The organism is Serratia proteamaculans, assembly GCF_004684015.1.
Classification (GTDB): Bacteria; Pseudomonadota; Gammaproteobacteria; order Enterobacterales; family Enterobacteriaceae; genus Serratia; species Serratia proteamaculans_F.
Window position 1 is genome coordinate 126,247 of record NZ_SRIA01000023.1, and the last position, 23,410, is coordinate 149,656.

General features: G+C 52.8%; 27 protein-coding genes. 13 read left to right on the top strand and 14 right to left on the bottom strand.

Going from position 1 to position 23,410, the window contains the following annotated elements:
* The first annotated feature begins 23 nt into the window (after nucleotides 1–23).
* Entirely contained in the window at nucleotides 24–1,451 is a 1,428-nt protein-coding gene (locus tag E5C26_RS23465) for a sugar porter family MFS transporter (RefSeq protein WP_135318401.1), read from the top strand.
* 46 nt (nucleotides 1,452–1,497) lie between these two features.
* Nucleotides 1,498–2,334, top strand: a complete 837-nt coding sequence (locus E5C26_RS23470) for a TIM barrel protein (RefSeq protein ID WP_135318402.1) — start codon at nucleotides 1,498–1,500, stop codon at nucleotides 2,332–2,334.
* Nucleotides 2,335–2,387: 53 nt separating this feature from the next.
* Here the strand turns inward: E5C26_RS23470 and fetB are convergent, their stop codons facing one another.
* From fetB to E5C26_RS23495, 5 genes are all read right to left on the bottom strand, one after another.
* Nucleotides 2,388–3,161, bottom strand: a complete 774-nt coding sequence (gene fetB, locus E5C26_RS23475) for an iron efflux ABC transporter permease subunit FetB (protein ID WP_135318403.1) — start codon at nucleotides 3,159–3,161, stop codon at nucleotides 2,388–2,390.
* Nucleotides 3,148–3,825 carry an iron efflux ABC transporter ATP-binding subunit FetA gene (gene fetA / locus E5C26_RS23480; RefSeq protein ID WP_135318404.1) on the bottom strand — a complete coding sequence of 226 codons (678 nt, stop codon included), beginning with the start codon at nucleotides 3,823–3,825 and terminating at the stop codon, nucleotides 3,148–3,150. The genes fetB and fetA overlap by 14 nt, the downstream gene beginning before the upstream one ends.
* A 184-nt stretch (nucleotides 3,826–4,009) precedes the next feature.
* On the bottom strand, nucleotides 4,010–4,291 hold the full coding sequence (locus E5C26_RS23485; RefSeq protein WP_135318405.1) for a FaeA/PapI family transcriptional regulator: 282 nt from the start codon (nucleotides 4,289–4,291) through the stop codon (nucleotides 4,010–4,012).
* Between the two features lie 15 nt (nucleotides 4,292–4,306).
* Complete coding sequence (locus E5C26_RS23490; protein WP_135318406.1) at nucleotides 4,307–5,455, bottom strand: FKBP-type peptidyl-prolyl cis-trans isomerase N-terminal domain-containing protein; 1,149 nt, start codon at nucleotides 5,453–5,455, stop codon at nucleotides 4,307–4,309.
* A 2-nt stretch (nucleotides 5,456–5,457) separates the two neighbouring features.
* A complete protein-coding gene (locus tag E5C26_RS23495; protein WP_135318407.1) occupies nucleotides 5,458–5,871 on the bottom strand; it encodes a hypothetical protein in 414 nt (137 codons plus the stop codon).
* Between the two features lie 763 nt (nucleotides 5,872–6,634).
* On the opposite strand from E5C26_RS23495, the gene E5C26_RS23500 reads away from it, so the two are divergent.
* The 9 genes from E5C26_RS23500 (at nucleotide 6,635) to E5C26_RS23540 (ending at nucleotide 15,654) form a co-directional block, all read left to right on the top strand.
* On the top strand, nucleotides 6,635–7,165 hold the full coding sequence (locus E5C26_RS23500; RefSeq protein ID WP_006317526.1) for a fimbrial protein: 531 nt from the start codon (nucleotides 6,635–6,637) through the stop codon (nucleotides 7,163–7,165).
* 87 nt (nucleotides 7,166–7,252) lie between these two features.
* Nucleotides 7,253–7,804, top strand: coding sequence for a fimbrial protein (locus E5C26_RS23505; protein ID WP_135318408.1), 552 nt, complete (start codon nucleotides 7,253–7,255; stop codon nucleotides 7,802–7,804).
* Nucleotides 7,805–7,902: 98 nt separating this feature from the next.
* Nucleotides 7,903–10,404 (top strand): fimbria/pilus outer membrane usher protein, encoded by a 2,502-nt coding sequence (locus E5C26_RS23510; RefSeq protein WP_206194306.1) that lies wholly within the window; start codon nucleotides 7,903–7,905, stop codon nucleotides 10,402–10,404.
* Between the two features lie 49 nt (nucleotides 10,405–10,453).
* Nucleotides 10,454–11,179, top strand: coding sequence for a fimbrial biogenesis chaperone (locus E5C26_RS23515; protein ID WP_167796698.1), 726 nt, complete (start codon nucleotides 10,454–10,456; stop codon nucleotides 11,177–11,179).
* 11 nt (nucleotides 11,180–11,190) lie between these two features.
* Nucleotides 11,191–11,805: a fimbrial protein gene (locus tag E5C26_RS23520; protein ID WP_135318410.1), complete on the top strand. Its 615-nt coding sequence runs from the start codon at nucleotides 11,191–11,193 to the stop codon at nucleotides 11,803–11,805.
* 14 nt (nucleotides 11,806–11,819) lie between these two features.
* Entirely contained in the window at nucleotides 11,820–12,824 is a 1,005-nt protein-coding gene (locus E5C26_RS23525) for a fimbrial protein (protein ID WP_135318411.1), read from the top strand.
* A gap of 18 nt (nucleotides 12,825–12,842) precedes the next feature.
* A complete protein-coding gene (locus tag E5C26_RS23530; RefSeq protein ID WP_135318412.1) occupies nucleotides 12,843–13,382 on the top strand; it encodes a fimbrial protein in 540 nt (179 codons plus the stop codon).
* A gap of 23 nt (nucleotides 13,383–13,405) precedes the next feature.
* On the top strand, nucleotides 13,406–15,040 hold the full coding sequence (locus tag E5C26_RS23535) for a PglL family O-oligosaccharyltransferase (RefSeq protein ID WP_135318413.1): 1,635 nt from the start codon (nucleotides 13,406–13,408) through the stop codon (nucleotides 15,038–15,040).
* Between the two features lie 2 nt (nucleotides 15,041–15,042).
* Nucleotides 15,043–15,654, top strand: a complete 612-nt coding sequence (locus E5C26_RS23540; protein WP_135318414.1) for a helix-turn-helix transcriptional regulator — start codon at nucleotides 15,043–15,045, stop codon at nucleotides 15,652–15,654.
* On the opposite strand, the gene ctlX is transcribed toward E5C26_RS23540, so the two are convergent.
* A complete protein-coding gene (ctlX, locus tag E5C26_RS23545; RefSeq protein WP_135318415.1) occupies nucleotides 15,646–16,572 on the bottom strand; it encodes a citrulline utilization hydrolase CtlX in 927 nt (308 codons plus the stop codon). The two genes, E5C26_RS23540 and ctlX, sit on opposite strands and share 9 nt — an antisense overlap.
* Nucleotides 16,573–16,715: 143 nt before the next feature.
* Between ctlX and E5C26_RS23550 the strand changes: the two genes are divergently transcribed.
* The gene (locus tag E5C26_RS23550) at nucleotides 16,716–17,138 is read left to right on the top strand and encodes an Lrp/AsnC family transcriptional regulator (RefSeq protein ID WP_135318416.1); all 423 of its coding nucleotides are present in this window, start codon (nucleotides 16,716–16,718) and stop codon (nucleotides 17,136–17,138) included.
* Here the strand turns inward: E5C26_RS23550 and E5C26_RS23555 are convergent.
* Genes E5C26_RS23555 through E5C26_RS23565 form a run of 3 tightly spaced genes read right to left on the bottom strand, consistent with a single transcriptional unit; the run spans nucleotide 17,135 to nucleotide 18,138 of the window.
* Entirely contained in the window at nucleotides 17,135–17,473 is a 339-nt protein-coding gene (locus E5C26_RS23555) for a DMT family transporter (protein WP_135318417.1), read from the bottom strand. The genes E5C26_RS23550 and E5C26_RS23555 overlap by 4 nt on opposite strands.
* A 27-nt stretch (nucleotides 17,474–17,500) precedes the next feature.
* The gene (locus E5C26_RS23560; RefSeq protein WP_135318418.1) at nucleotides 17,501–17,800 is read right to left on the bottom strand and encodes a hypothetical protein; all 300 of its coding nucleotides are present in this window, start codon (nucleotides 17,798–17,800) and stop codon (nucleotides 17,501–17,503) included.
* A gap of 32 nt (nucleotides 17,801–17,832) precedes the next feature.
* Nucleotides 17,833–18,138 carry a DUF406 family protein gene (locus tag E5C26_RS23565; RefSeq protein ID WP_135318419.1) on the bottom strand — a complete coding sequence of 102 codons (306 nt, stop codon included), beginning with the start codon at nucleotides 18,136–18,138 and terminating at the stop codon, nucleotides 17,833–17,835.
* 353 nt (nucleotides 18,139–18,491) lie between these two features.
* On the opposite strand from E5C26_RS23565, the gene E5C26_RS23570 reads away from it, so the two are divergent.
* The gene (locus tag E5C26_RS23570; protein ID WP_135318420.1) at nucleotides 18,492–18,938 is read left to right on the top strand and encodes a universal stress protein; all 447 of its coding nucleotides are present in this window, start codon (nucleotides 18,492–18,494) and stop codon (nucleotides 18,936–18,938) included.
* 124 nt (nucleotides 18,939–19,062) lie between these two features.
* Here E5C26_RS23570 and E5C26_RS23575 read toward each other — a convergent pair whose 3' ends face one another.
* The 5 genes from E5C26_RS23575 to E5C26_RS23600 all read right to left on the bottom strand — a co-directional run bounded on the left by E5C26_RS23575 (nucleotide 19,063) and on the right by E5C26_RS23600 (nucleotide 23,405).
* On the bottom strand, nucleotides 19,063–19,272 hold the full coding sequence (locus E5C26_RS23575; RefSeq protein ID WP_135318421.1) for a hypothetical protein: 210 nt from the start codon (nucleotides 19,270–19,272) through the stop codon (nucleotides 19,063–19,065).
* Nucleotides 19,273–19,599: 327 nt separating this feature from the next.
* Nucleotides 19,600–19,953, bottom strand: coding sequence for a hypothetical protein (locus E5C26_RS23585; RefSeq protein ID WP_135318423.1), 354 nt, complete (start codon nucleotides 19,951–19,953; stop codon nucleotides 19,600–19,602).
* 377 nt (nucleotides 19,954–20,330) lie between these two features.
* Nucleotides 20,331–20,621, bottom strand: a complete 291-nt coding sequence (locus E5C26_RS23590) for a hypothetical protein (protein WP_135318424.1) — start codon at nucleotides 20,619–20,621, stop codon at nucleotides 20,331–20,333.
* Nucleotides 20,622–21,171: 550 nt separating this feature from the next.
* Nucleotides 21,172–21,768: a PqiC family protein gene (locus E5C26_RS23595; protein ID WP_135318425.1), complete on the bottom strand. Its 597-nt coding sequence runs from the start codon at nucleotides 21,766–21,768 to the stop codon at nucleotides 21,172–21,174.
* Nucleotides 21,765–23,405 (bottom strand): PqiB family protein, encoded by a 1,641-nt coding sequence (locus E5C26_RS23600; protein WP_167796699.1) that lies wholly within the window; start codon nucleotides 23,403–23,405, stop codon nucleotides 21,765–21,767. Before E5C26_RS23600 ends, E5C26_RS23595 begins: the two co-directional genes overlap by 4 nt.
* Nucleotides 23,406–23,410: the final 5 nt, after the last annotated feature.

Genomic DNA, 23,410 nt, shown 5'->3' on the forward strand with positions numbered 1-23,410 from the left:
CAGGAAAAAAATCGGAGCAACACATGTCACATCAGCGTAAGCACAACACCGGGTACATACTGCGAATTTGCGGCATTGCGGCACTCGGCGGCATTCTGTTCGGTTATGACACCGCCGTGATCTCCGGCGCTATCGATGCCCTAAAAACCTATTTTGATCTCAGCCCGGCAGAAACCGGCTGGGCAGTCTCTAACGTGGTTATCGGTTGTGTGGTGGGTGCCTTCGGTGCCGGGCCGTTGGCTGCGCGTTACGGCCGCAAAAAGGCTCTGATGTTGGCGGCAGTGCTGTTCACTATCTCAGCGGTAGGTGCCGCCCTGGCCAACACCTTCACCTGGTTTGTGATTTACCGCATTATTGGCGGTCTGGCCGTGGGCATTGCCGCCACCGTCTCACCAATGTATATGTCGGAAGTCTCGCCAAAAGATATGCGTGGCCGCGCGCTCAGCATGCAGCAGTTCGCCATCGTGTTCGGTCAAATTGTGATTTTCTACGTTAACTTCAAAATCGCCAGCATCGCCAGCGAAGCCTGGCTGGTGGAAATGGGCTGGCGCTGGATGATAGGGTCGGAAGTGATCCCCTGCATGCTGTTCCTGATGCTGGTGTTTATCATTCCGGAATCGCCGCGCTGGAGCGTGATGGTCGGCCGTGACAGTCAGGCTTTGGCGATGTTGACCAAAGTCTCCAATGCTGCTCATGCACAAAGTGTATTGCAGGAAATCAAAGACTCACTCCAGCAGGACCAGCAAAAAAGCCGGCAAAAGCTGAACTTCAGCGATGTACGGGTGCGCTTCATTCTGTTTGTTGGCTGCATGATCGCCATGCTGCAGCAGGTCACCGGCGTCAACGTGATGATGTATTACGCGCCAATGGTGCTGAAAACCGTTACCGAAAACGCCCAGGAGGCGCTGTTCCAGACCATTTGGATTGGTGTATTGCAGTTGGTTGGTTCAGTGATCGGCGCCATGCTGATGGATCGAATGGGCCGCATTCCGTTGATGCGCTACGGCACCCTTGGCGCCATTGCCGGGCTGCTGATCACCTCTTATGCGCTTTACACCCAGGCAACCGGCTACTTTGCCCTGTTCGGCATGCTGTTCTTTATGGTGTTTTACGCTCTGTCCTGGGGAGTCGGCGCCTGGGTTCTGGTGTCAGAAATTTTCCCCAATCGTATGCGTGCCCAGGGTATGAGCATTGCCGTCGGCTGCATGTGGCTGGCCAACTTTGTCGTTTCACAGAGCTTCCCGATGATCAACGACAACCCTTATCTGTTCTCCAGCTTCCATGGTGCCTTCCCGATGTGGGTCTTTGCCGCCTGCTGCCTGTTTAGCTACTGGTTTATCAGCCGCTATATTCCGGAAACCAAAGGCGTCTCTCTGGAAAAAATGGAAGACGTGGTGATGGCTAAACGCTATCGCCAGCCGCAACCCGAAACACAACGAACGCCGCTGTAAGTCGGCAACTCTCAGGCTTTATCAAACTATCCAGGAGTAATGCATCATGACCATTGCGCCAGACCGTTTTTGTATCAACCGCAAGATCGCACCCAATCTCGATTTGGAGTCGTTTTTCAGCCTGGTAAAAAAATGCGGGCTCAGCAAAGTTGAGCTACGCAACGATATGCCGAGCGGCAAGGTGACGGATAACCTGAGCAACGATCAATTAAATGCTTTGGCGGCCAAATACGGTATCAAAATCGTCACCATTAACGCCCTCGGCAAGTTTAACTTGCTGGACGATCAAGCCGGGCTGCTGAAAAACGCCGAGGCACTGCTGACGCAGGCTCAAGCGATCCATAGTCAGGCGCTGGTGCTGTGCCCACACTGCAGCGCGGACGACGGCCGCAGTGAAGAACAGAAAAAAACCGATACGCTGGCGGCGCTGAAGCTGCTGGCACCGCTGTTTAAGCAATACGGCGTGCAGGGCTACGTCGAGCCGCTGGGGTTCGGCATCAGTTCGCTGCGCTCATCGCTGCTGACGCAATCCCTGATTCGCGATTCCGGCGCGCCTTACAAGATCGTACTGGATACCTTCCACCACTATTTAAGTGATGTGGCCCAGCCTGAGTTTGATGAGCAGATTCAGATTGAGGGTATCGGTCTGGTACACCTTTCCGGGGTGGAGGATGCGCGGAGCAAAAGCACGCTCAGCGACGAAGAGCGCATTATGCTTAGCCAACAGGATCGGCTGGAGAGCAGAAAGCAGGTGCAGAATCTGGAACGCCTGGGCTACACCGGCATCTACGCCTTCGAACCGTTCTCTTCGCAGCTCGATAGTTGGACAGAGGCGGATATCGAACGTGAAATCCGCCAGAGTATCGCTCTGCTGCAAGGGTAATAGCTATAGCGTAAGGGGCGAGCATGCTCGCCCCTACCAATTTTTTTATGACGCTATTTCAGCGTGCTCACCACCAGTTGGTGACGGGCGTTGTAAAACTTACGGTAGGCCAGGTAGCAGGCGATAATGGTCGACAGGCTGGCGGTGGAAAGCAGCATAAAGGTCACCATAATCTGGTACTTAATGGCTTTCACCGGGTCAATACCGGCGAAAATCAGACCGGACATCATGCCCGGCAGGCTGACCAGGCCGACGGTTTTGGCCGAGTCTACCGTCGGGATCAACGAAGCGCGGATGCTGTCGCGGATCAGCGCAGCCGAAGCAAACTTCGGCGATGCCCCCAGGCTGAGCATTTCCTGAATCTTCTGCTGATCGCTTTTGAAACGCTGCCCCAGGTTGTTGTAACACAATCCGACCGCCACCATCGCATTACCGGCCACCATGCCGGAGATCGGGATCACCTGCATCGGGGTAAATTCTATCGAGCCGGTCAGTACCAGCACCACCAGCGTTAGCACCGCACCCGTGGTGATGGCGATAAACGATGTCATGAACGCATGACTGATATATTTACTGCGCTTTTGCGCGTTGTAAGCGGCGTTAAAACAGATAAACAGTACCATCAGTACCGTCAGAATGGCGTTGTTGACATCAAAAATGTATTTCAGCACATAGCCGACAATAATCAGCTGCACCACCGCCCGGCAAATGCTCCAGATAATGTCTTTTTCCAGCGCCAACTTTTCTTTATGGCTGATGAAAATGGCAATCATCACCAATACCATCGACAGCACCAGGGAGTCATTGCTGATATTATGCTGGTTCATGGGTTGTCTCCTGTGCGCGTGCACCCTGCGCACTCAGGGTAATCACATCATCCGCATGTTTAATTTCGTCTTTATCATGCGTGACCCACAGCACCGCTACCCCATGCTGCGCCACCAACTGATGAATAATTTCGTTAACGTTGCGCTTATTATCTTCGTCCAACGCGCTGGTGATCTCATCCAATAACAACACCCTGGGCATAAACTGCAGGTTACGAATCAAGGAAATACGCTGTTTTTCTCCGCCCGACAATTCGTTCACGCTTTTTTGCAGCATATTTTCCGGTAGCCCAAAGCGCACCAGATCGGCCTGCATTTTTTTCTCGTCCGGTTTTTGCTTACGGATCTGGTAGGGCAGCGCAATATTGTCATACACGCTATCGCCAAACAGCGAGGGGGTTTGAAAACAGTAAGATACCTGTTGGCGATATTCTTCCGGCGGTATGTCAGTGATGGCCTTGCCGGCAAAGATAATTTTTCCCCGGGTCGGGTCGATCAGCGAAGAGATGATTTTAAGCAGGGTACTTTTTCCGCAACCAGACGGCCCGGTAATCAGTTTAAATTCGCCCTGACTCAGGCCGAAAGAGACAGAGTCCAGAATAACCTGCTCATCTATTTGATAATGAATATCATCCAATAACAGTATTTCTTTGCTTTCCTTCATTATAAATCTGCATCCCTCATGAAAATATTGCTGCTCAGGCCACCAGTATAGAGCTTAAAAAAATGCACTGACAATGGCTGGTCATCGGTGGTAACAAAGGAAACGGGCTGAGAGGCATTTTGCCCCGTCAGCCCTATAAATCTCTGCTGTGAAAGGTAGTCAAAAACACAAAACAGGAAAGGAACTACAGTTTTTTGGGTGATGCACAAATATACCAGCGCAACGAGTTATTGATACTGCGATGGGTACAACTCACCTTGCCCTCTTTTTCCAATGCCAATAGCAACGTACGCGTAGTGTAAATATTCTCACCGCATTTATCCGCCAACTCCCTGGTTTTGGGCCAGTGTTCCGGCGCTGGCGGATGCTGTCCACCGACCCCGGACGCACGCTCCATGCACAGTTTTCGTAACACGTTTAGCATATGTGACTTCCTGATTTCATATGTTATCGGCACCTTGGCCATCGCGTTCTCCTTGAGTTACTTTTGCCTGCTCCTGTCCTGCGGCAAGGCGTCGGCCACGCGCAGGGTATAAATCATGGTGGCCCCAGGGGGTATGGCGGGTGGGCTTCCCTTATCGCCATAGGCCAACGCCGCCGGCACCACCAGAGTCATCGACCCGTGTTTGTTAAGTTTGCCGATAGCGGCGCGGAACAGCGGCGGGTACTGCGCCAGGGGCTGTGAGATCACCGTGCCGGCCAACTCCATATCCTTGATCACCTGCCCGTCGGGCAGACTTTCACGCACCACAATATCGACATTGTCGCCTGCGGCTATTTGCCCACTACCGGCGTAATCCACGCGGTAATAGAAACCGAGCGCGTCCTTTTGTACCCCCGGCTGTTTGGCAAAATCGGCGAGATAAGCTTTGCCATCCTGCCGTAGGCTCTGTTGCCGTTGTTGCCGGGCCTGCTGCAATGCAGCGTCTGCAGCCTGCAGAGCAGTGTCGATAGCGGCGTTGTCCAGCCGAGGTTTGCCCGCCAGCGTATCGCCAATACCCGCCAGCAGGCGTGACCGATCGGCCTCAATCCCCAGCCGTCGGTTCTCTTCCTGCAGCCGCAGAATGTCTCGTCCGAGCGAAACCCCGGCGGCGTAAGCCTGTTTATCTGTCTCACTGACCAACCCTGGGGGTTGAAGCTGGTGCTTGAGCTGTTGCAATTGCCGGTCTTGCTCCGCGACCAACCGCTGTTGCCGCGCCAGTGCTGCCGCCATGGCAATCAGATCCGGCGGTGTAGCAATGGCCCGGCGAACGCCTTTCAACGCCGCCACCAGTGGCCTGATATCCACAGGTGCCGCCTTGGGTTCCGGTACCGGCGCCGCTGTCTTAGCCTGAATCGCCAACTGCTGTTCCAACAGGTGGATAGTGTCGGCCTGCTGCTGCATCGCCTGATTCAACGCCATTAGCCGGGCGCTATCCCCACGCGAAACGGGCGCAGGTTTTGGCTTGCTGACCACCGGTTTGGGCGTCGGTGGCACTGTTTCCATCACCGGCACCATCTGCTGTTGCTCGGCAAATTTCAGCAATGCAGGGATGCCGTCATCCCCGCCTGACGCATTACCTGCCGCTAACGCGGTGCCTCCTGCGATCAACAGCAGTAAAGCCGCGGCTCCTTCCGCGTACTTTTTCATGGCTACAGGCTCTCCACCCGGCTGGACAGACTGGACATCAGCTCATATTCAACGTCAGCGCAGAACTTCTCGGTCTTGTATTTATAAAGTGCGTCTATAGCCTTACGGGTGCTCTCATCAACATTACTGCGAATGCCGGCATATCCGGAGGCGTTGGATAACAGCCCATTAAAATAAGCCATCCTTTTCTGGTAGCTTTGCGGATTAATATTTTTAAGTGAATTGACCCGTTGCTGACAAAGCGTAATTCGTTGTTCATCGGTGTTTTCCTTAGGATTATTCTGTGAAACTTTTTTCACGGCAACGGCTCCAGTGCTATTTTTTCCTGCACATCCGGATAACAGTAAACTGGTCATTATCAACGCAACCATAACAGCGGTAGAACGGCGAGTTGAATCATTAATTATGGTAATCATTCCGTTTATCATCCCTTAATTATCACTTAGGTCATTATTATGTCGCGCAGCCCGGCCAGAGTTCACCATCTCTGATTAATCCTAACGGGTTAAATAACAAAAGAGCACAGCAACAGGCGGATATTGGTAATAATCCGACAGCCAACCATGTTGTTATAAATTTGTTAACCACGCGAAGGGAATTGGCCGCGTCACCATGAATAAAAGCCGCATCCAAAGCCAGTACCTATAGCTTATATACCTTTAAAAACAAATAGTTAACTTTTAACTTACGATTAACAGCCAAAATTCATCATCTGCTGTCTAAGGGCGATATTATCAAAACAATATTGTTAATTGTAGTGTGAAGACTAATTATGGCGATCTAATATCTCGCATATTGCTATTTATATAGTCATTTATTCTGGATAATAATTGTATACGATCTATTGATTTTCAATCATATATATTTCTTTTTCCTTTTGGATTTATATTCTGTATTTGACTTAACTTAATAAAAGCTATTTCCAATCACGCCTATTATTTGCAAGAATAATCCCAGCAAAACGCTACGGCGATATACCTATTTTAATTTTATGGATTTCGCCTATTCGACTTACAAAACCTTTCGTTATTCACTCATGAATAACGGGCGGTGGCGTATTGCCCAGAGCAAAAGGATCTGGCTCCAACTACCGCGTTAGTGACATGAAGTTGCTGCCGCTGTGGGGGATTTAGATGTGCTGTTCTTTTTATTTAAATACTCTCTACAGGAACTTGAGAAATGAAACTGAATAAATTAATGCTGGCAACCGTGATTGCTTTCGCTTCTGCATCTGTTGCTCATGCCGCATCTAACCAGGGTAGCGGTAAAGTCACCTTTACCGGTGAAATTATTGATGCGCCATGCAGCGTAGCACCGGAATCTGTTGACCAAACTGTGCCAATGGGCCAGATCAGCAGCCGTCTGTTGGCAAAAGAAGGTAAATCCAGCTCTGAGCCATTCAGCATTGAACTGAAAGACTGTTCCATCGCCACCATGAAGAACGTCCAGGTGACCTTCACCGGCACTCCGGATCCAGATAACAGCAAACTGCTGGCTCTGAGCGGCACCGCAACCGGCGCTGGCATCATGATCTATGACAACCTGCACTCCAAAGACGTTGAGCTGGGCACTGCGACTGATGGTCAGGGCCTGACCGAAGGCAATAACTCCCTGAAATTCGCCGCTTATCTGCAAGGCAGCAGCGCTTCTGGCGCCGTGGTTCCAGGCGAGTTCACCAGCGTTGCAAACTTCACTCTGGCTTACCTGTAATCCCTCGCTGGGGATATCACTGCGGTATCCCCGCTTTACCTGCACGGATATTGGGTAACGGCACCAACGGCAACAGGGAGAGCCAGCATGACCAAGCGGATTTGGGGCGTAGTGCTTATCGCGCTCAGCGTTTGCAGCGCCGAGGCGACGGCAAAAAATCAGGGCCACGGCACGCTCAATCTGGGTGGCGAGATCGTCGAAACCCCCTGTGGGATTGCCGGCGAAAGCCTGGACCAGACCGTTGATTTCGGGCTGATATCCATGACCGATGCCGCGCTGGGTGCACAGCCAGTACTGATCGGCAGCCGCCGTAATTTTGAGATCAAGCTGGTGAATTGCGAATTGGCCAGCCAGGTAAAACCCGACTTTATCTACCGCGCAGCAAACGTCACCTTCGACGGCACGGCTGACAGCCGGGATCCCGAATTATTGGCCGTTTACGGCGAAGCACAAGGCGTGGCCATTGAGCTGCTGACCGCTGCCGGTACCCCGATCCCTCTGGGCAGCACCACGGCGGATTACCAGATTGTCGCCGGCGACAATACGCTGCGCTTTAGCGCTCAGCTACGTATTCACCCTGACAGGGCCAGAGCCGGTGGATTCAGCTCTCTGGCGAAATTCACCCTGTCTTATCTGTAGCGCCTCGTTAGGCGGGTGCCTTCACAGGGCACTGAATGACATCACGTATTACGTATTCAGGTCGTACAGGATGACCTGCTATTGGGCGCGGATTTGCCATGAGTGATTATGCTATGACGTCATTACTGACACGGAAAAAAATACCCCTCACCGTCATTCTATCTTTCCTCTGGGTGCCTTCGGCTTTTTCCGCCACGGAATTTAATACCGACGTATTAGATATTGGCGATCGCAGCAAAGTGGATTTATCGCGTTTTTCCGACGCCGATTACGTCATGCCGGGTGCCTATCTGCTGGATATCAAGATCAACCAGAAAACTCTGCCGCAGCGCAGCATCCAGTATTACCCGTCGCCGGATCAAAAGGATCGTTCCCGTGTCTGTCTGCCGCCCGATCTGATAGAAAAAATGGCGCTGAAAGATGAAGTGGTCAAAAAAGTCACCCTGTGGCACGACAACAGCTGCGCCGATATCAGTGGCATTAAAGGGGCCACGATTTCCGACCGCATCGGCGGAGGCGTGCTGGCAATCACCATTCCACAGGCCTGGATGAAATATTCCGATCCGGACTGGACGCCACCGGAACAGTGGGATGACGGCATCCCTGGCTTGTTGCTGGACTACAGCATCAGCGGCCAGGTCGGTAAGCAAAACCACAATAACAACACCGCAGAAAACCTCAGCAGCTACGGGACGGTCGGCGCCAACCTGGGTGCCTGGCGTCTGCGCGCCGACTATCAGGCCAATTACAATCAGCAGGCCGGTGAGCGTGACAGTAATTTCGACTGGAACCAGATTTACGCCTATCGCGCACTGCCGATGCAGGCCGCCAAGCTGACCCTCGGCGAAATCTTCCTCGATTCGGGCGTGTTCGACTCCTACCGCTTCACCGGCCTTAACCTGGCCAGTGACGAGCGTATGCTGCCGCCAAACCTGCAAGGTTATGCGCCGGAAGTGCGCGGCATTGCCAAAAGCAACGCCAAGGTAACCGTGTCGCAAGAAGGCCGCACGCTGTACGAAACCACCGTGCCTGCCGGTCCCTTTGCCATTCAAGATCTCAACAGTTCGGTACGCGGTCGGCTGGATGTGAAGGTAGAAGAACAAGACGGCAGCGTATCGACCTTCCAGGTCGACACCGCCACTATTCCTTACCTGACGCGCCCCGGTTATGTCCGCTACAACGTCGCAGTGGGCAAGCCCTCGGCTTACGATCACCGTACCCAAGGGCCGCTGTTCTCCGCCAGTGATTTCTCCTGGGGGTTAACCAGCGCCTGGTCGCTGTACGGCGGCGCGTTGCTTGGCGGCGATTACAACGCCTGGGCACTCGGCCTGGGCCGTGACCTGAACGTGTTTGGCGCCATGTCGGTGGACGTGACGCAGTCTATCGCCCGCTTGCCCAATGAGCCAACCGCCAGTGGGTTGTCGTTCAAGGTCAACTACGCCAAGCGCTTTGATGAGATGAACAGCCAGATCACCTTTGCCGGCTACCGCTTCTCACAGCGCAAATTCATGAACATGTCGCAGTATCTGCAGGAACGCTACAACGATTACGACGAGCGCTACGACGGGCGCCAAAAAGAGCTGTACACCATTACCGCCAGCAAAACCTTTATGGCGGAAGACAGCGCCAAGGCGATCACCGCTTACCTGACCTATTCGCACCAAACCTATTGGGATGCCAGGGCGCAGGATCGTTACGGGTTGTCTGCCAGCAAACTGTTCAACGTCGGCAATGTCAGCAACATCACCGCCTCGCTGTCGGCCTATCGCACCACTTATCACGGCCGCACCGACGACAGCGTGATGGTGAACTTCAGCGTGCCGATTGGCGATCGCCGTCGGGTGGGTTACTCGCTGCAAACCAGCAACAGCGACGTAACGCAGATGGCGTCCTACAACGACTACACCGATCCGAACAACACCTGGCAGGTGAGCGGTGGCTTTAACCAGTCAGGAAAATCACTGGCCCGGGGTTACTACAGCCATAACGCCTCGTTTGGCACACTCAATGCCAGTGCCTCTTACCAACAGGACAGCTATTCGTCGATCGGCGGTACTTTCCGCAGCGGCATTACTGCCACCCGACATGGCGTAGCCGCACATCAAAACTCCAGCAACGGCGGTAGCCGGATGATGCTCGATACCGACGGCATCGCCGGGGTGCCAATCAACAACGGTCGTGCCTACAGCAACCGCTTCGGTCTGGCAGTGATCTCCGACATCACCAGTTACTACAACACCGACACCCGCATCGACGTCAATACCTTGGCAGACGACGTGGAGGCGACCCGGGCCGTAGTTCAGGGCACGCTGACCGAGGGAGCCATCGGCTATCGCCACTTTGAGGTAGTGAAAGGCAGCAAGCTGCTGGCCACCATCAAACTGGCCGACGGCAGTGAGCCACCATTCGGTGCCACGGTGCTGAGCGAACGTGGCCGTGAAGTGGCCGTAGTGAACGACGGCGGCTCGGTCTACCTGACCGGCGTGCAGCCGCAAGAGCAACTGGACGTCGCCTGGGAAGGCCAGCGCCAGTGCCGCATTGTCATACCGGGCGCCGCCAAGCCGCTGGATCAGCTATTGCTGCCGTGCGCCAAACTGTAATCCGTAACGCAGAGAATTGAAGATGATGAATAACTTTCCGTTAGCAAAAATGGCCACGCTGGGCCTGGCATTAGCCGCTGCAATCCCCGCCGCCAACGCGGCGATATCGCTGGATCGCACCCGTGCCGTTTACCTCAGCGACGCAAAATCGATAAGCCTGAATATCGTCAATGAAAACAAGGAACTGCCATTCCTGGCGCAGTCCTGGCTGGAAAACGAGCAGCACCAGAAAGTCACTTCACCATTGGTGGTGTTGCCGCCATTGCAACGGGTTGAAGCCAGCGAACGCAGCGTAGTACGTATCACCAAGACGCCGGAGGCCGATCGCCTGCCGCAGGATCGTGAATCGGTGTTCTATTTCAACCTGCGCGAGATCCCGCCGAAAAGCAGCAAAACCAATGTGATGCAGTTGGCGCTGCAAACCCAGATCAAACTGTTTTATCGCCCGAAGGCCATCGTCGCGCCGAAAGGCGAAGTGTGGCAGGAGAAGCTGGTGTTTCACAAAAGCACCGGCGGTTTCACCGTTGAAAACCCCACGCCTTTTTATATCACCCTGACCGGTATGACCCGTCAGACGCAGAAACAGGGCGGCGGCGCACTGAGTGGCTTCCAGCCGGTGATGCTCAAGCCAAAATCCAGCGAAACCCTCAAGCTGAGTGACTCTGGCCTCAACGGCTTTGTCATCAGCTATATCAATGACTACGGCGGCCATCCGGAGCTGCGCTTCGCCTGCAACGGCAGCGTCTGCAACGCCGTGCCCGATAGCAAAAAATAAGGAGATAGCGCATGGCTGAATTCACCGGCGGCCGCCTGCGGCCCCTGCTGCTCGGCGCGTTGCTGTTCACCGGCAGCGCCGCGGCGGCGACGCCACTGGGCGTGATCCAAGGCACCACCGGCACCGTCAGCTTTCATGGCGGCCTGCTCAGTTCCCCCTGCAGCCTGACGCCGGACAGCCAGGATCAATCGATTGATCTGGGTGACGTTAACGCGCGTGACTTCCAGAATGCCGGCGATCAGAGCACGCCGGTGCGCTTTCGCCTCTCTTTCCGCAACTGCCTGCTGGGTGCCAAAGCGCTGGCGGATAACCCGGCAGGGCAACGCAACGGTGATGCCGGGCAGCTTTATTTACAGGGTGAACAGGCTGCCACGCTGGTGTTTCTCGGCGACAGCGATGTCAACAACCCGGAGCTGCTGAAACTTAACGGCGGCGTACAGGGCATCGGCCTGCGGCTCAAGGATCAGCAAGGCCGTGCGCTGGCACTCAACCAGCAAAGTCGCCCCTACATTCTGCAGCCCGGCAGCAATACGCTGTGGTTCAGCGCCAGCGTGGAATCCACGCAGCGGGCGGTAATGGCAGCCGGTTTTTCCGGTGTGGCACATATTCAGGTGATTTACCTGTGAGGTTCGCAAACGCTATGAAAAAAACCTACCTGAGCCACTGCCTGCCGCTGGCGTTAGTGCTGTCAGCCCCTGCCGTCTGGGCCAACGGTTATGTGACGCCGGATGGTGGGGCAAAGCCGTTTTATATCGACCTGAATGAAACCAACATTACCAATAAGGTCGGTTTTACCAAAGAATTCACCTATTCATTAGGCGGCCAATATACCGGTAAAGCCTATTGTGATACGCCAATCCCCAAAAGCCCCCACTTTTATAAATCGGATTCGGCGTTACCCGCTTCCGACTACGGCAACGGCTATTTACAACTGAATGATTACCTGGATTTAAAAGCCGAGGTTTGGATCGCCGGCAATAAAAAAGCCTATGTCACCGTGCCTTTTTACAACGTCTCCAATGAGTTAAACCAGCATTCATGCAATCCGCCCTATGCACAGATCAATAACTACGAAAGCGGCTCCAAAGGCAAGGTCACCTTTCGGGTGCGCAAAAAAATCATCAACGGCGTACAGATTAATGACCGACAGATCATCGAGATGTATGGCCGCTTAGGGTCGACCGACGGCGGTTTCGGCCCCAACCCTATGGCACAGGTATTTATTCAGTCCGCCATTCTCTACGTGCCGGATAAATGCGTGGTGAACGAAGGGCAGTTGATCAACGTTGAGTTTGGCGAAATCAGCGGCAGTAACCTGAACGGCACCAGTTATCCGCAAAGCATTCCGGTGCGTTTCCAGTGTGAAGGCGGCAGCTTTGAGGACGGCACGCTGAATATCAAACTGGCGGTCTCCGGTACCCCAGCACCTTTCACCAATAACGCATTTAAAACCGATAAAACCGATCTCGGCATCGAGATCAAACATAACGGCCAACTGGTTATCCCGAATGAGTTTTACCCGGTGCCAAATATCGGTAACGGCGGCAGTTGGAACCTGGTTGCTGCACCCTTGGCCAACGGTGGCAAAGAAATCGCGGAAGGGGAGTTTAACGCCTCGGCCACCATTGTGGCGGCCTTCGAGTAATTCAGGGAGAAACAGACGATGCGTTTACACGCTTTAGCGATGCTCAGTTGCACGCCCTTTTGGTTTACAACATTGCCGGCCGTGGCGGATACCGAGTTGGTTGGTTCTCCGCTGCAGTTCCACGGCACCGTGGTGAGCCGGCCGTGCAATATCGAGCCACAATCAGCCGATCAGGTGGTGGAGATGGACACGGTAATCGTCAAAACGCTGTACCGCTACGGCCATAGCACCCCGGTGCCCTTCAGCATCAAGCTGACCGACTGTAAAACGGCGGTGTTCAAATCCGTCAACGTCACCTTCAGCGGCACCGAAGACAGCGAGTTGCCGGGCAAGCTGGCGATTAACAACGGCACCAACGGCGCTGCTATCGCTTTGTTTGACCATCAGGGGGCGGATATTGATTTGAACCAGGTCTCCAACGCTGTGGCATTGCAGGATGGTGACAATATTTTGAATTTCACCGCCTATGTGCAGGGCCACCCCAGCGCGATCCAAAATAAAACCATTACCGAGGGCGAATTCAGCTCGGTGGCCAATTTCGTGCTGGCCTACCAATAAGCCGTCGTCTGCAGGAATAAGTGATGATGTCCAAACCCAAAGCAGCCTGGTTATTCGGGCTGGCGGCATTTTATTGCCTGATTGCCATGCATATTTACTGGCCCAATCGCGGCGGCAGCGGTTTTTATCTGCCGTGGAATCTGGTCGGTGGCATTTTTATCGCCCTGACTATTCTCGGCGCGATGCTGTTTTGCCGGCCGCCGCTGGCGGTATCCGGCTTTTTTAACCGGCTGGCGCTGGGTGGCCTGATTTTATTTTTGCCGCTGCTGTGGACGCAACAGCCCTGGCTGAGTGAAGCCTTGCCGCGCCTGATGGGTTTGGCACTGGGCATCATGGCCTATTTTGCGCTGCTGCAGATCCCGCTCAGCCGCCAAGGGCGGCGCAGACTGCTAACTCTGTTACTGGCAGCAACGGTGACTGAAGCCCTGTTCGGCCTGGTGCAATACAGCCTGCTGCAACCGGGCAACTGGATAGGCTACAACAACCTGAAAAACCGCCCTTACGGCATCTTCCAACAATGGAACCTGATGGCCAGCTTTATGGCTACCGGTCTGGCGTTAGCCCTGTATTTGCTCAGCAGCCGTCGCCCCTTGTCGTGCGTCCTGCAGTGCCTGAGCGCCAGCATACTGGTGCTGGCGCCGCTGTTGCTGGTGGTTATTGCCTCGCGCGTCGGGCTGCTGGCCGCCCTGCTGCTGTCACCGCTGCAACTGTGGATGTTGTACCGTCTTAATCGCCGCCGCGCCGCCCTCTCCCTGTTGCTGCAGCTGACCGGGGTAGCCGCCGGATTACTGCTGATACTGATCAACGGCGCGACGCGGGCAGTCACCGTGGCCGAGCCGATTTTCTATCGGTTGGCTTACTGGCAAGAAGCGCTGCGTATGATCGGCGAACGCCCGTGGCTTGGCTGGGGTTACGGTCATTTCCAGCACGACTTCCTGCATCATTTCTACACCACCCAAAGCAGCGGCATGGAAAGCGTCGCTATCAGCCACCCACATAACGAAATTTTGCTGTGGGGCATTGAAGGCGGCCTGCTCAGCCTGAGCGGTATCGCTATCATCTGCTGGGGGTTATGGCGTTTGCTACAACGTACTCGCGCCCTGCCACTGCGCCCTGCTCCCTGGATGGCGGCGCTGCCGATCCTGCTGCATATGATGGTGGAGTACCCACTTTATCTTTCTGCCGCCCATGCCGTGTTGCTGCTGGTGATCCTGCGTTCTGGCGACGTACGCCGTCGTTGGCGATTACCCCACCGCCCACAGCAAACGCTGCGCCTGCTGACCGGCATCGCCGCCGCACTGATGCTGCCCTATCTGTTCAACGGCCTGCACAGCGCGCTGATCATTACCGCGGTGGAAAAAACCGGCCTGCGGCAGTTTGGCCCCATGAGCCAGGTGATAACGCCGACGCCCTGGCAGGTGCGTTATGACTACGACGTCCAGTTGCAGCGGCTGCTGCAATATCCGCAAACCCGCGATGCCGCCACGCTGCTGAATTACCGGCAATGGGCAGAAAACGAAATCCGCGTGCGGCCGGACGCCAATATCTACATCAATCTGGTGGCAGTCAGCCGCCTACTGCAACAACCCCAGCGGGCCGCCGATCTACAGCGTCAGGCACGTCGACTTTTCCCGCACGATATGCGTTTTGAGGAGTAATCATGCTTAATATTCGGTTCACCCTGTTGGGCAGCGATAACTTTTATCTATTAGGGTTACGGCTGCTGCTGGAAGAGTATCTGCAAGACCTTAACAGCCGCCGCCGTAAATATCCGGTCGATCTGCATAACCTGGAGCCGATCGAAATCGTGTTCCGCACTCTGGAAGAGGCTTGTGGCTGCGCGCGTTGTTACCAAAGCCCACACCAGACACTGCGCCACCGGCAAATGAACGTGCTGATCCTTGATGAGCGCGACGTCCGTTATTCACAAGCCCATCCGGCGCTGTTCAGCATTAACCTGCGCGATGATTGCACCATGGTCCGCAACAAATTGCAGATGGCACTGGAGCAGTTTTGCCAACAACCCTGGGTGGCGCTGCACGCCAGCGGCATCTGGAAATGTCGACAGTGTCGCATCGCCGCCCTCAGCAGTTGCGAAAAGAAAGTGCTGAAACTGATGAGCACCGGTATGTCCGCCTGTTCCATCGCCGGTATGTTGCAGCGCAGCCAGAAGACCATCAGCGCCCATAAGCGTTCGGCGATGCGCAAACTCAATGTGCACAAAAACACCGAGTTGAACAAAATGCTGTTAAATCAGATGGGATTAAACTGACAGCGGTTTCTTTTGCAGGAAGATCTCCGCCAGCATGCAGCGTGCGCCGCCACCGCCAAGATCTTCAATAATATCGATCGGCCCCAACGCCAGCCGGGCATAACTGCCAATCAGCGCCTGCTGCTGCGGCGTGAAACTGGCCCAGGCGCGGGTCGACATGGCATAGACCGGGTTGCCGTCCTCGGCACGCAGTTCCAGTACGTTGCAGGCGAACGCCTCCATCTGAGCGAAGCTGACGTCAATAATGGTTTTTCCGCTGCGTTCCAGCGTGGCGATCAGCGCGCTTTTTTGCGCCTGATTGCGGAGACTTTCAACACAGATGATGGCGTATTGCACTCCGACACTCATCATCACATTGGTGTGATAGATCGGTTGATTATTACGGTCCACCGCGTCAAACCAGACAATCTGATAACCGGAATGGCGTTCAAACTCGCGCCCGACTTCCGGTGAGCTGCGTGAAGAGAGACAGGCATAAGCCAGTTTGTGGTCGTGATCCAAAATCAGTGAGCCGGTACCTTCCAGGAAGCGCCCGGTCCGTTCGTGGGCGGAGAGATCGATACGTCGTTCAACCACAAAGTCATTGGCGAGCTGCGCGATAATGTCCTGGCGACGTTCCCGTCGTCGGTTCAGCGCTTCCATTGGAAAGGTGAACAAGGTGCCGTCCTCCAGCAAGGCAATCCAGTTATTGGGAAATAACGCGTCCGGCGTTTCCTGCCCATTAATCTCTTCAATCACCCTGACGTCGACCCCCGCCTGCCGTAATGCATCGGCGTAGCCGTTAAAAGCCATTAACGCCTCTGCCATGGGATTTTCATTTTCCTCCGTCTTCTTCTGGAAAAAATTGCTGTGCCGGGTTTCCAGATTGGCAGCAAAGCCAGACGGCCTGACCATAAAAACGGATTGGGTGGTTTGCATAAGATCTCTCGCCGAGTTGAGGATTCGCCAGGGGCTGGCACGGCATCATTATGGATAATCAACTTGAAAGCAGACAGTGTGAAAAATGACTAAATTGCTCTATATTTTTACAAATCGCCACAACTCAGTGACACATTGCCAACATGAATGACACCGATCGCCAGATCCTCGCGCTGCTGCGCGAAAACGCCCGTGCCTCCATCACCGAGATCGCCAACAAGGTGCGGGTTTCGCGCGCTACAGTACAAAAAAGAATTGAGGCGCTGGAAGCACAGGGGATCATTACCGGCTATACCATCCGCATCAAACCGGGCGTGGAACATAACCGCATCCGTGCCTGGATGTGCGTGGCGGTGGAAGGGACCAGGGCACCCAGCGTATTGCAGCAACTGCGCGGCGAACCTTCGGTCTTCACTCTGCACACCACCAACGGCAAGTGGGACATTCTGGTGGAGATCCGCACCGACAGCCTGGAAAGTTTCGATAAGATCTTGGGCCGCATCCGGCGTATCGCCGGTATTGCCAACACCGAGACCAGTATCCTGCTGTCGACACACAAGGCTTAACGCTTATCCGCAGGCTTGACGATCCCGAATTTTAAACAGGCAATACCGCAGATAATGAATAAAAAACCCAACAGCTTGTTGAGGGGCGATACCGACTCATGAAACAGCAGATAACTCAAAGAAACGATCAGCACAATACCAATGCCTTCCCATAGCGCATAAGCAATACCCAGAGGAATAGTCCTGATTGCTTTGGCAAAGAAAAAATAGGCAATACATATCGCTATTAATGTAATAAGGTGAAGTTTATCGCACTGGTAGAGCTGCGCGTATTTAATAAAAAGGGTTCCCATCACCTCAAATAAGATAGCCAGCAACAGCATAATCCATTGCATTATCCGTCCTGGTATTTTATCTATAATTTAAGGAAGGGTTAAATTCAGATCGGCTGGCCGTGCACGAAACCTGTCCTTGTTATGTTCACTCCAGTCAGGATCTATCAGGCTTAACTTCCCTTCGGTTATTTTAATAATGCTTTCACCCGCTATCGCCGTGCCATAGACCGATGACAGTGCATCAGCCATGCCTCTGCCGTATTTCTGGATAAAAGCCACCGCCAGACGAGGGGTTTCCGTCCCCTGATTGATGTCGCAAATTCGCCCCTGAATAAAACGAGTCAGCTCTCTCTCACAAATGACGATCGCTATTGTCATATCTTTCATGATTTCAGACCTAAAAAATTAAACGGGAGGGGTTAGTCGTGGATATGATGTTGCATCTCCAACTCAAAGATAATCGCTTCTGCCTGGCAGGAAAACGTCATGTCGATTCTGGCAATATACTTTTTATTTAATATCTTGACGGTATGAGACAAATGGCAAGGGTACTTTTCAGATGCCACGTTGTTGGCACTGGTTTCCATCTCCTCAAAGTGCGCCATGGCCTGCTCATAAGTATCAAAACGGTTAGTGACGGTCACCGTGCAATTCTCGTTGTCCAGCACCGAGCCGATATCAATGGAGCACCCTTTATCACTGCATTTATCCAGCACATCTTTCATCTTTATTCCTCGTCAGTATGTTGTTGGCATCATGTTAATAATTAACTTTTCACGTTAAAAAAATGAGGGGGCAAAAGCCGGAAATAATCGCCCCCCCAAAACCAGAAAATTGGATTCACAAATTGCATACTTAACGCCAGCTACCCAGGATTAACTGATAATCACCTCCTTTGATGTTACGCTGCTCGATGACTTTGCTTTCGACGATTGATAATAAACATTGTTAACCATTAAATTCAACGACCACGTTAATATAAAAAAGTAGTTATCCTAACCGGTTATTCAGGTTTGATTTAAAACCCTTCTGCGTAGACTCTATTATCAAGAAAGTCATAATAGAAAAGGAGAGTCGTATGCTTTATAAAAATATACTGGTGGCATTAGATTTAAAAGACAACAACAAGAAACTGCTGGACCGTGCCCTTTCTCTCAGCAGTGCCACCCAGGCAAAATTGTATGTGGTACATGTTGGCGTCGACGTCGGCGAGCTTTATTCCGGCGTGGTGATAAACCACCTGGATAATTTTCAAACCCGGGTGATTAACGACGACGTTAGCCTGTTAAAGCAATTCCTGAGTGACGGCGGCTATGACACGTCACCGATTGTTGAAGCGCTGGAGGTGGTCGGCGACTTTAACCGGGAAATCGAGAAAATCCTGTTCGACAAGCATATTGAGCTGCTGATCTGCGGGCATCGACATAACTTTTTAAGTCGGCTAATGCCGACATCCAGGCATCTGATTAACAATGCTAAAACCGATGTCTTGTTGGTATCCTTGCCCGAACAAACTGACAGTTGAATCCCCGGTTTACGAGGAATCAAGCCCTGGTCACTCAACTCAGGCTGCGCGGAGGCAGAACATCGCCTCCGGCGTTGGCGGCGGGTAATAAATCAGGACTGAAACGAGGGGTAAGTAATGGCTTTTATTTAAACTCTTTATCATTACACCAATAGTATAAAGCGAAGATACTCATCCACAGGGTATAAAACCCTACAAAAGAAAGAACTGCGACGATAACGTCAATCAGCTGCCCACAAGGCTGGACAATCTGCAGTGATGATTTATTGATTAACCATAGATTAAAAAAACTGGCAGCCGCAGCTAACGGCCTACAGGATTTTCTGCTTTCCATGCCCCTCTCCTTTTGCGAGTTATATTAAAAAGAAACGGTAATTGATAACTATTACTTAAACTCCTCCCCCTTATGCCAAAAGTACAAAGCAAATACATTCATCGACAAGGTATAAAACCCGACAAAAGAAAGAATCGCGACAATGATATCAAAGACATCCCCACAAAACTGGGCAATCTGCAATGATGATTGATTGACAATCCATAGATTAAAGGTACAAGCGCCTACGGCTGACGGCATCCAGGATTTTCGACTTACCATGTTAACCTTCTTTGCGAATTGCTTTATTAAATGTTCGGGTAAATACTACCCGAACATTACTTACAATTACCAATGGCACTGGCCATTTACGCTGTTTGGATTGGCATCGCCCCCAAAAGCGCCCCGTCCTCTATCGCCATTATTATTATATGGGCTGTTGCTGGGGTATCCTATTGCTCCTGCGATTCCTGCCATAATTCCCGCAGCAATTATTCCATATGGTCCAAGTCTGGATGTAACTGAAATCCCTGCACCAAGTAAACCTATGACAGCAGCATCATTTACTTGGGTTTTAGGTGCACCGCCCCCATTACCGCGACCGCGCTGGTTATTTCTCCCACCATTATCGACACGGTCACCGCCATTGTTCCCCCGGCCGCCAGCTATCTGGTCTAATAAATCACAATCAATAGTTTTCATTAGCTGTTCCTTTTATTAGTATCGTTTAATTGACCTACACTTTGTAATTCGACTTATTTTTAACCCGTCGCCACTCAAAAGCAAGCCGATACCAATAAAATAAAAACACGGAGATCACATATTTTGAACGCCACATCCAAATACATATAAATACTTAATAATTAAATAGTGAGTCATCCGCGTGGTGATAAAACAAGGAATCGGCGTTGTTAAATTTGTTTTTCTCTTACCGATTCCTCTTAATCGTAAATAATAAACATTAGGTATATAACGCATGCGACCACCGCCGGGGAAGGCCGTGACCGCATTAATCTGAAGTCATGTTAACCCTAAAAAATCAGCTTAGACTACCCGGCAGCATTGAATATGGTTTTGATCTACTGTTGCCGCGTATCTATGTCAAAGTGCAGGAATGCCAATTGAACAACCTGGTCAATCGTATATACGCTTTGATTATTGAGATACAGATAGTGCTGCAAGTGCAGTAAATTGGCGATAAACGCGGCAATACCGAGCTCGGTTTCAGCGATGCCGGCCTGCTGCATGTACGGCAGTAACTGTTGTGCGGCCTTGGCCGCTCGAATAAGATTGTCGTCACTGTTGGCCTGGAACGGCCGCTCAGCAAAGATGTCGATCAGAGAATTCAACTCAGGAAGCGCAGCGTTCATAATTACGCCCTACGGAGGTTGACTATCAGGTTAAGTAATACCGCTCAAGAGCGGCATATCCATCATGATCAATTTTTCCGATAATCCCTCCCTCGGCCCCGTTCATATTGAGACGTCGTATTTTTTTCATATTGCGAACTATCGTAATGCGAACGATTATGGTGGCTCTGCTTGCCAAGAGAAATGCAGCCGCTTAATAAAAATGCCGAGACGATACAACATCCCACTATCATCATCTTCTTCATATTCTTTCCCCAGGTATCAACGATAAATAACGTTAAAAGCGGTGGCCCCGCATTCTCGTGGGAATGCTGTCGGCCACCATCTGATCCAAAGCCCTTACCAACCGATAGATAAACAACCGCTCAGTAAAAATACCGAAGCAATACCGCAGCCCAGCAAAACCAGCTTTTTCATAACCTCTCCAATGACATCTGTTTAGGTGAATGCACCGAACCATAACAGTACCGTACGGTTTAGTTTTGCATTATTTTGATTCAACCGTCAAGGAAATATCAGCGTCGGTCTGACTAGCAGACTTATCCTACCCTCAGGGTATACAGTGGCCCTTGTCATCAACTGACCAGTGCCGCGCAGTGGCCGCAATCTGAGTCGCCAGGCTGGCGATAATCTGTTGTTGGGCCTGTAACATGGCGGTGTAGCCTGGGCCGCTGGCCTGCGTCAGACGGGTGCTGCACACCAGTCGTTTACCCTGCGAGCTCAGGCTCCAACCCCCTTCAAATTCAACCGCGCGCCCAGGCCAGGTATCAAAACGTCGTACCTGAAGCTGTATTCTGATCGTCGGGATCTCCTCGGTTTTGGCCAACCCGACAACGTCCTGTGTATCGAGACGTTGCATCAAGGCGGCGGAAAGCGCCGTACGAATTTCATCCCCGAGTGGACTTAACCAACGTTCATTATCCATTACCCGAGCGCCGCTCACTCCCTCACGCACTACCAGTTGTGGCACATCAATCTGTGACGGGATACCGACCGGCAATACCGCTATCAGAAAGGGTGCCAGCTGTACCGGTATTGGCAACTCAGCAACCGGCGCCACCAGCGTGTGATAACGCACTGACGGCGAGGAACAGGCGGACAGTGAAACCATCAGCGTTAGCAAACAAAACCGTGGCAATGAGATCATTTTTTCGTACCTGGCTGTAAAGAATAATGGCTGCCTTCGTTGGGCAAAGGGAGGTCCTCTGAGCGCCCTTGCAGCAGCGACTCGGGGTGGCGATCAAGCTGGTCAGCCAGGTTACGTACCGCACGCATGGCGCGCAGTGCTTCCTGCAAGGACTGGCTAAACGTCAGCAACAACGGTGAGTCTTCCGCCAGCAAATCCTGCGCGGTCTGGGCCGTTTGGTTCATCTGCCTGAGGAGTTGGTTCGCCGCAGGTAATGTCTGACCATTGACCTGTTTGAGGGTTTTATCCACCCCGGCCAGCGTGGCGTTCAGGTTCTGTGCCATCGACTCAAGCGGCATTTTATCGACCTTGCTGACGATGCTGGCGATCTGCTCCTGCAACCGATCGAAACCGCCGTTGATGGTCGGCAGCATCAGAGGACGCGCGTGAATATCAAACGGCACCCTGGTCACGTTAGGTATAAAGTCCAGTGAGATATAAAGCTGCCCGGTGAGCAGGTTGCTCGGCGTAGCCTGCGCGCGCAAGCCGTGCTCAACCAGATCGCGGGTAAACATCGCCGTCTCCTGCTCCAGCCCCTGGGTCGGCTTTGGCAATTTGCTCAGGACATTACCCAGCCGGTTGGGATAAACCTCGATACCGACTAACGAAGGGAAGCGGTACCCTTTGGGGCTGTAATCCAGATCGACCGAGACCACCCGACCGATTTTAATGCTGGAAAACTCAACCGCCGCGCCCACTTCCAGGCCGTGCAATGAGCGTTCAAAACGCAGTTTAAACAGGATGGGTGGCCCATCGGGGGCGGCCAGCGCAGACTCCTGATCTTTCGCCAACACATATTCCCCCGCAGGGTTGGCGGCAGTAGACCCAGCCGCGATATCCGGCGTCATAAAGGCGATCCCTCCCGCCATAATGGCCGCAACCGTTTGGGTTCTGAGCCGGAAACCGTTGGCACCGACGGAAAGATCCAGCCCGCTGGCGTTCCAGAAACGTGAGTTCGGCGTGACTAGGCGATCGTAAGGGGCATCAATAAAAATTTGCAGGCTGACGCTCCTGCCATTCTCGTTCAATTGGTAAGAGGCAATCCGCCCTACCTGTACCCGTCGGTAGTACACCGGCGAGCCGATATCCAACGAGCCTAAATCATCGGTCTGCACCACAAAGCGCGAACCGGGCATGTTGTTAATGATTGCCGGAGGGGATTCCAGCCCAGTGAAAGTGCTGCCGGCATGGGGCGAGTTTCCCTTATCCACGCCGATATAAGCCCCTGACAACAGGGTATCGATGCCGGTAACCCCGCCGATGCCAACACGTGGGCGCACCACCCAAAAACGGGTGTCGGCACGGGCCAAATCCTCTGCACTTTTGTTGAGGCTGAGAGTAACCAGAACCTGCGAATCGTCACCACGCAGCCTGATATCTTTGACTGTGCCCACCGTCACGTCTTTATATTTTACCGCCGTTTTACCCGCCTCCAGACCGCTGGCAGTCTGAAAGGTAACGGTGATCTCCGGCCCGGAAGAGAGCCAGGCATGAACCAGCATCGAAATGCCGATCAGTAACGCTATCGCCGGCACCAGCCAAATAAACGAAAGCCCGCGCCGTTCGGCAATCTCCGGCTCACCGGGTTGTTGATGCATCGGAT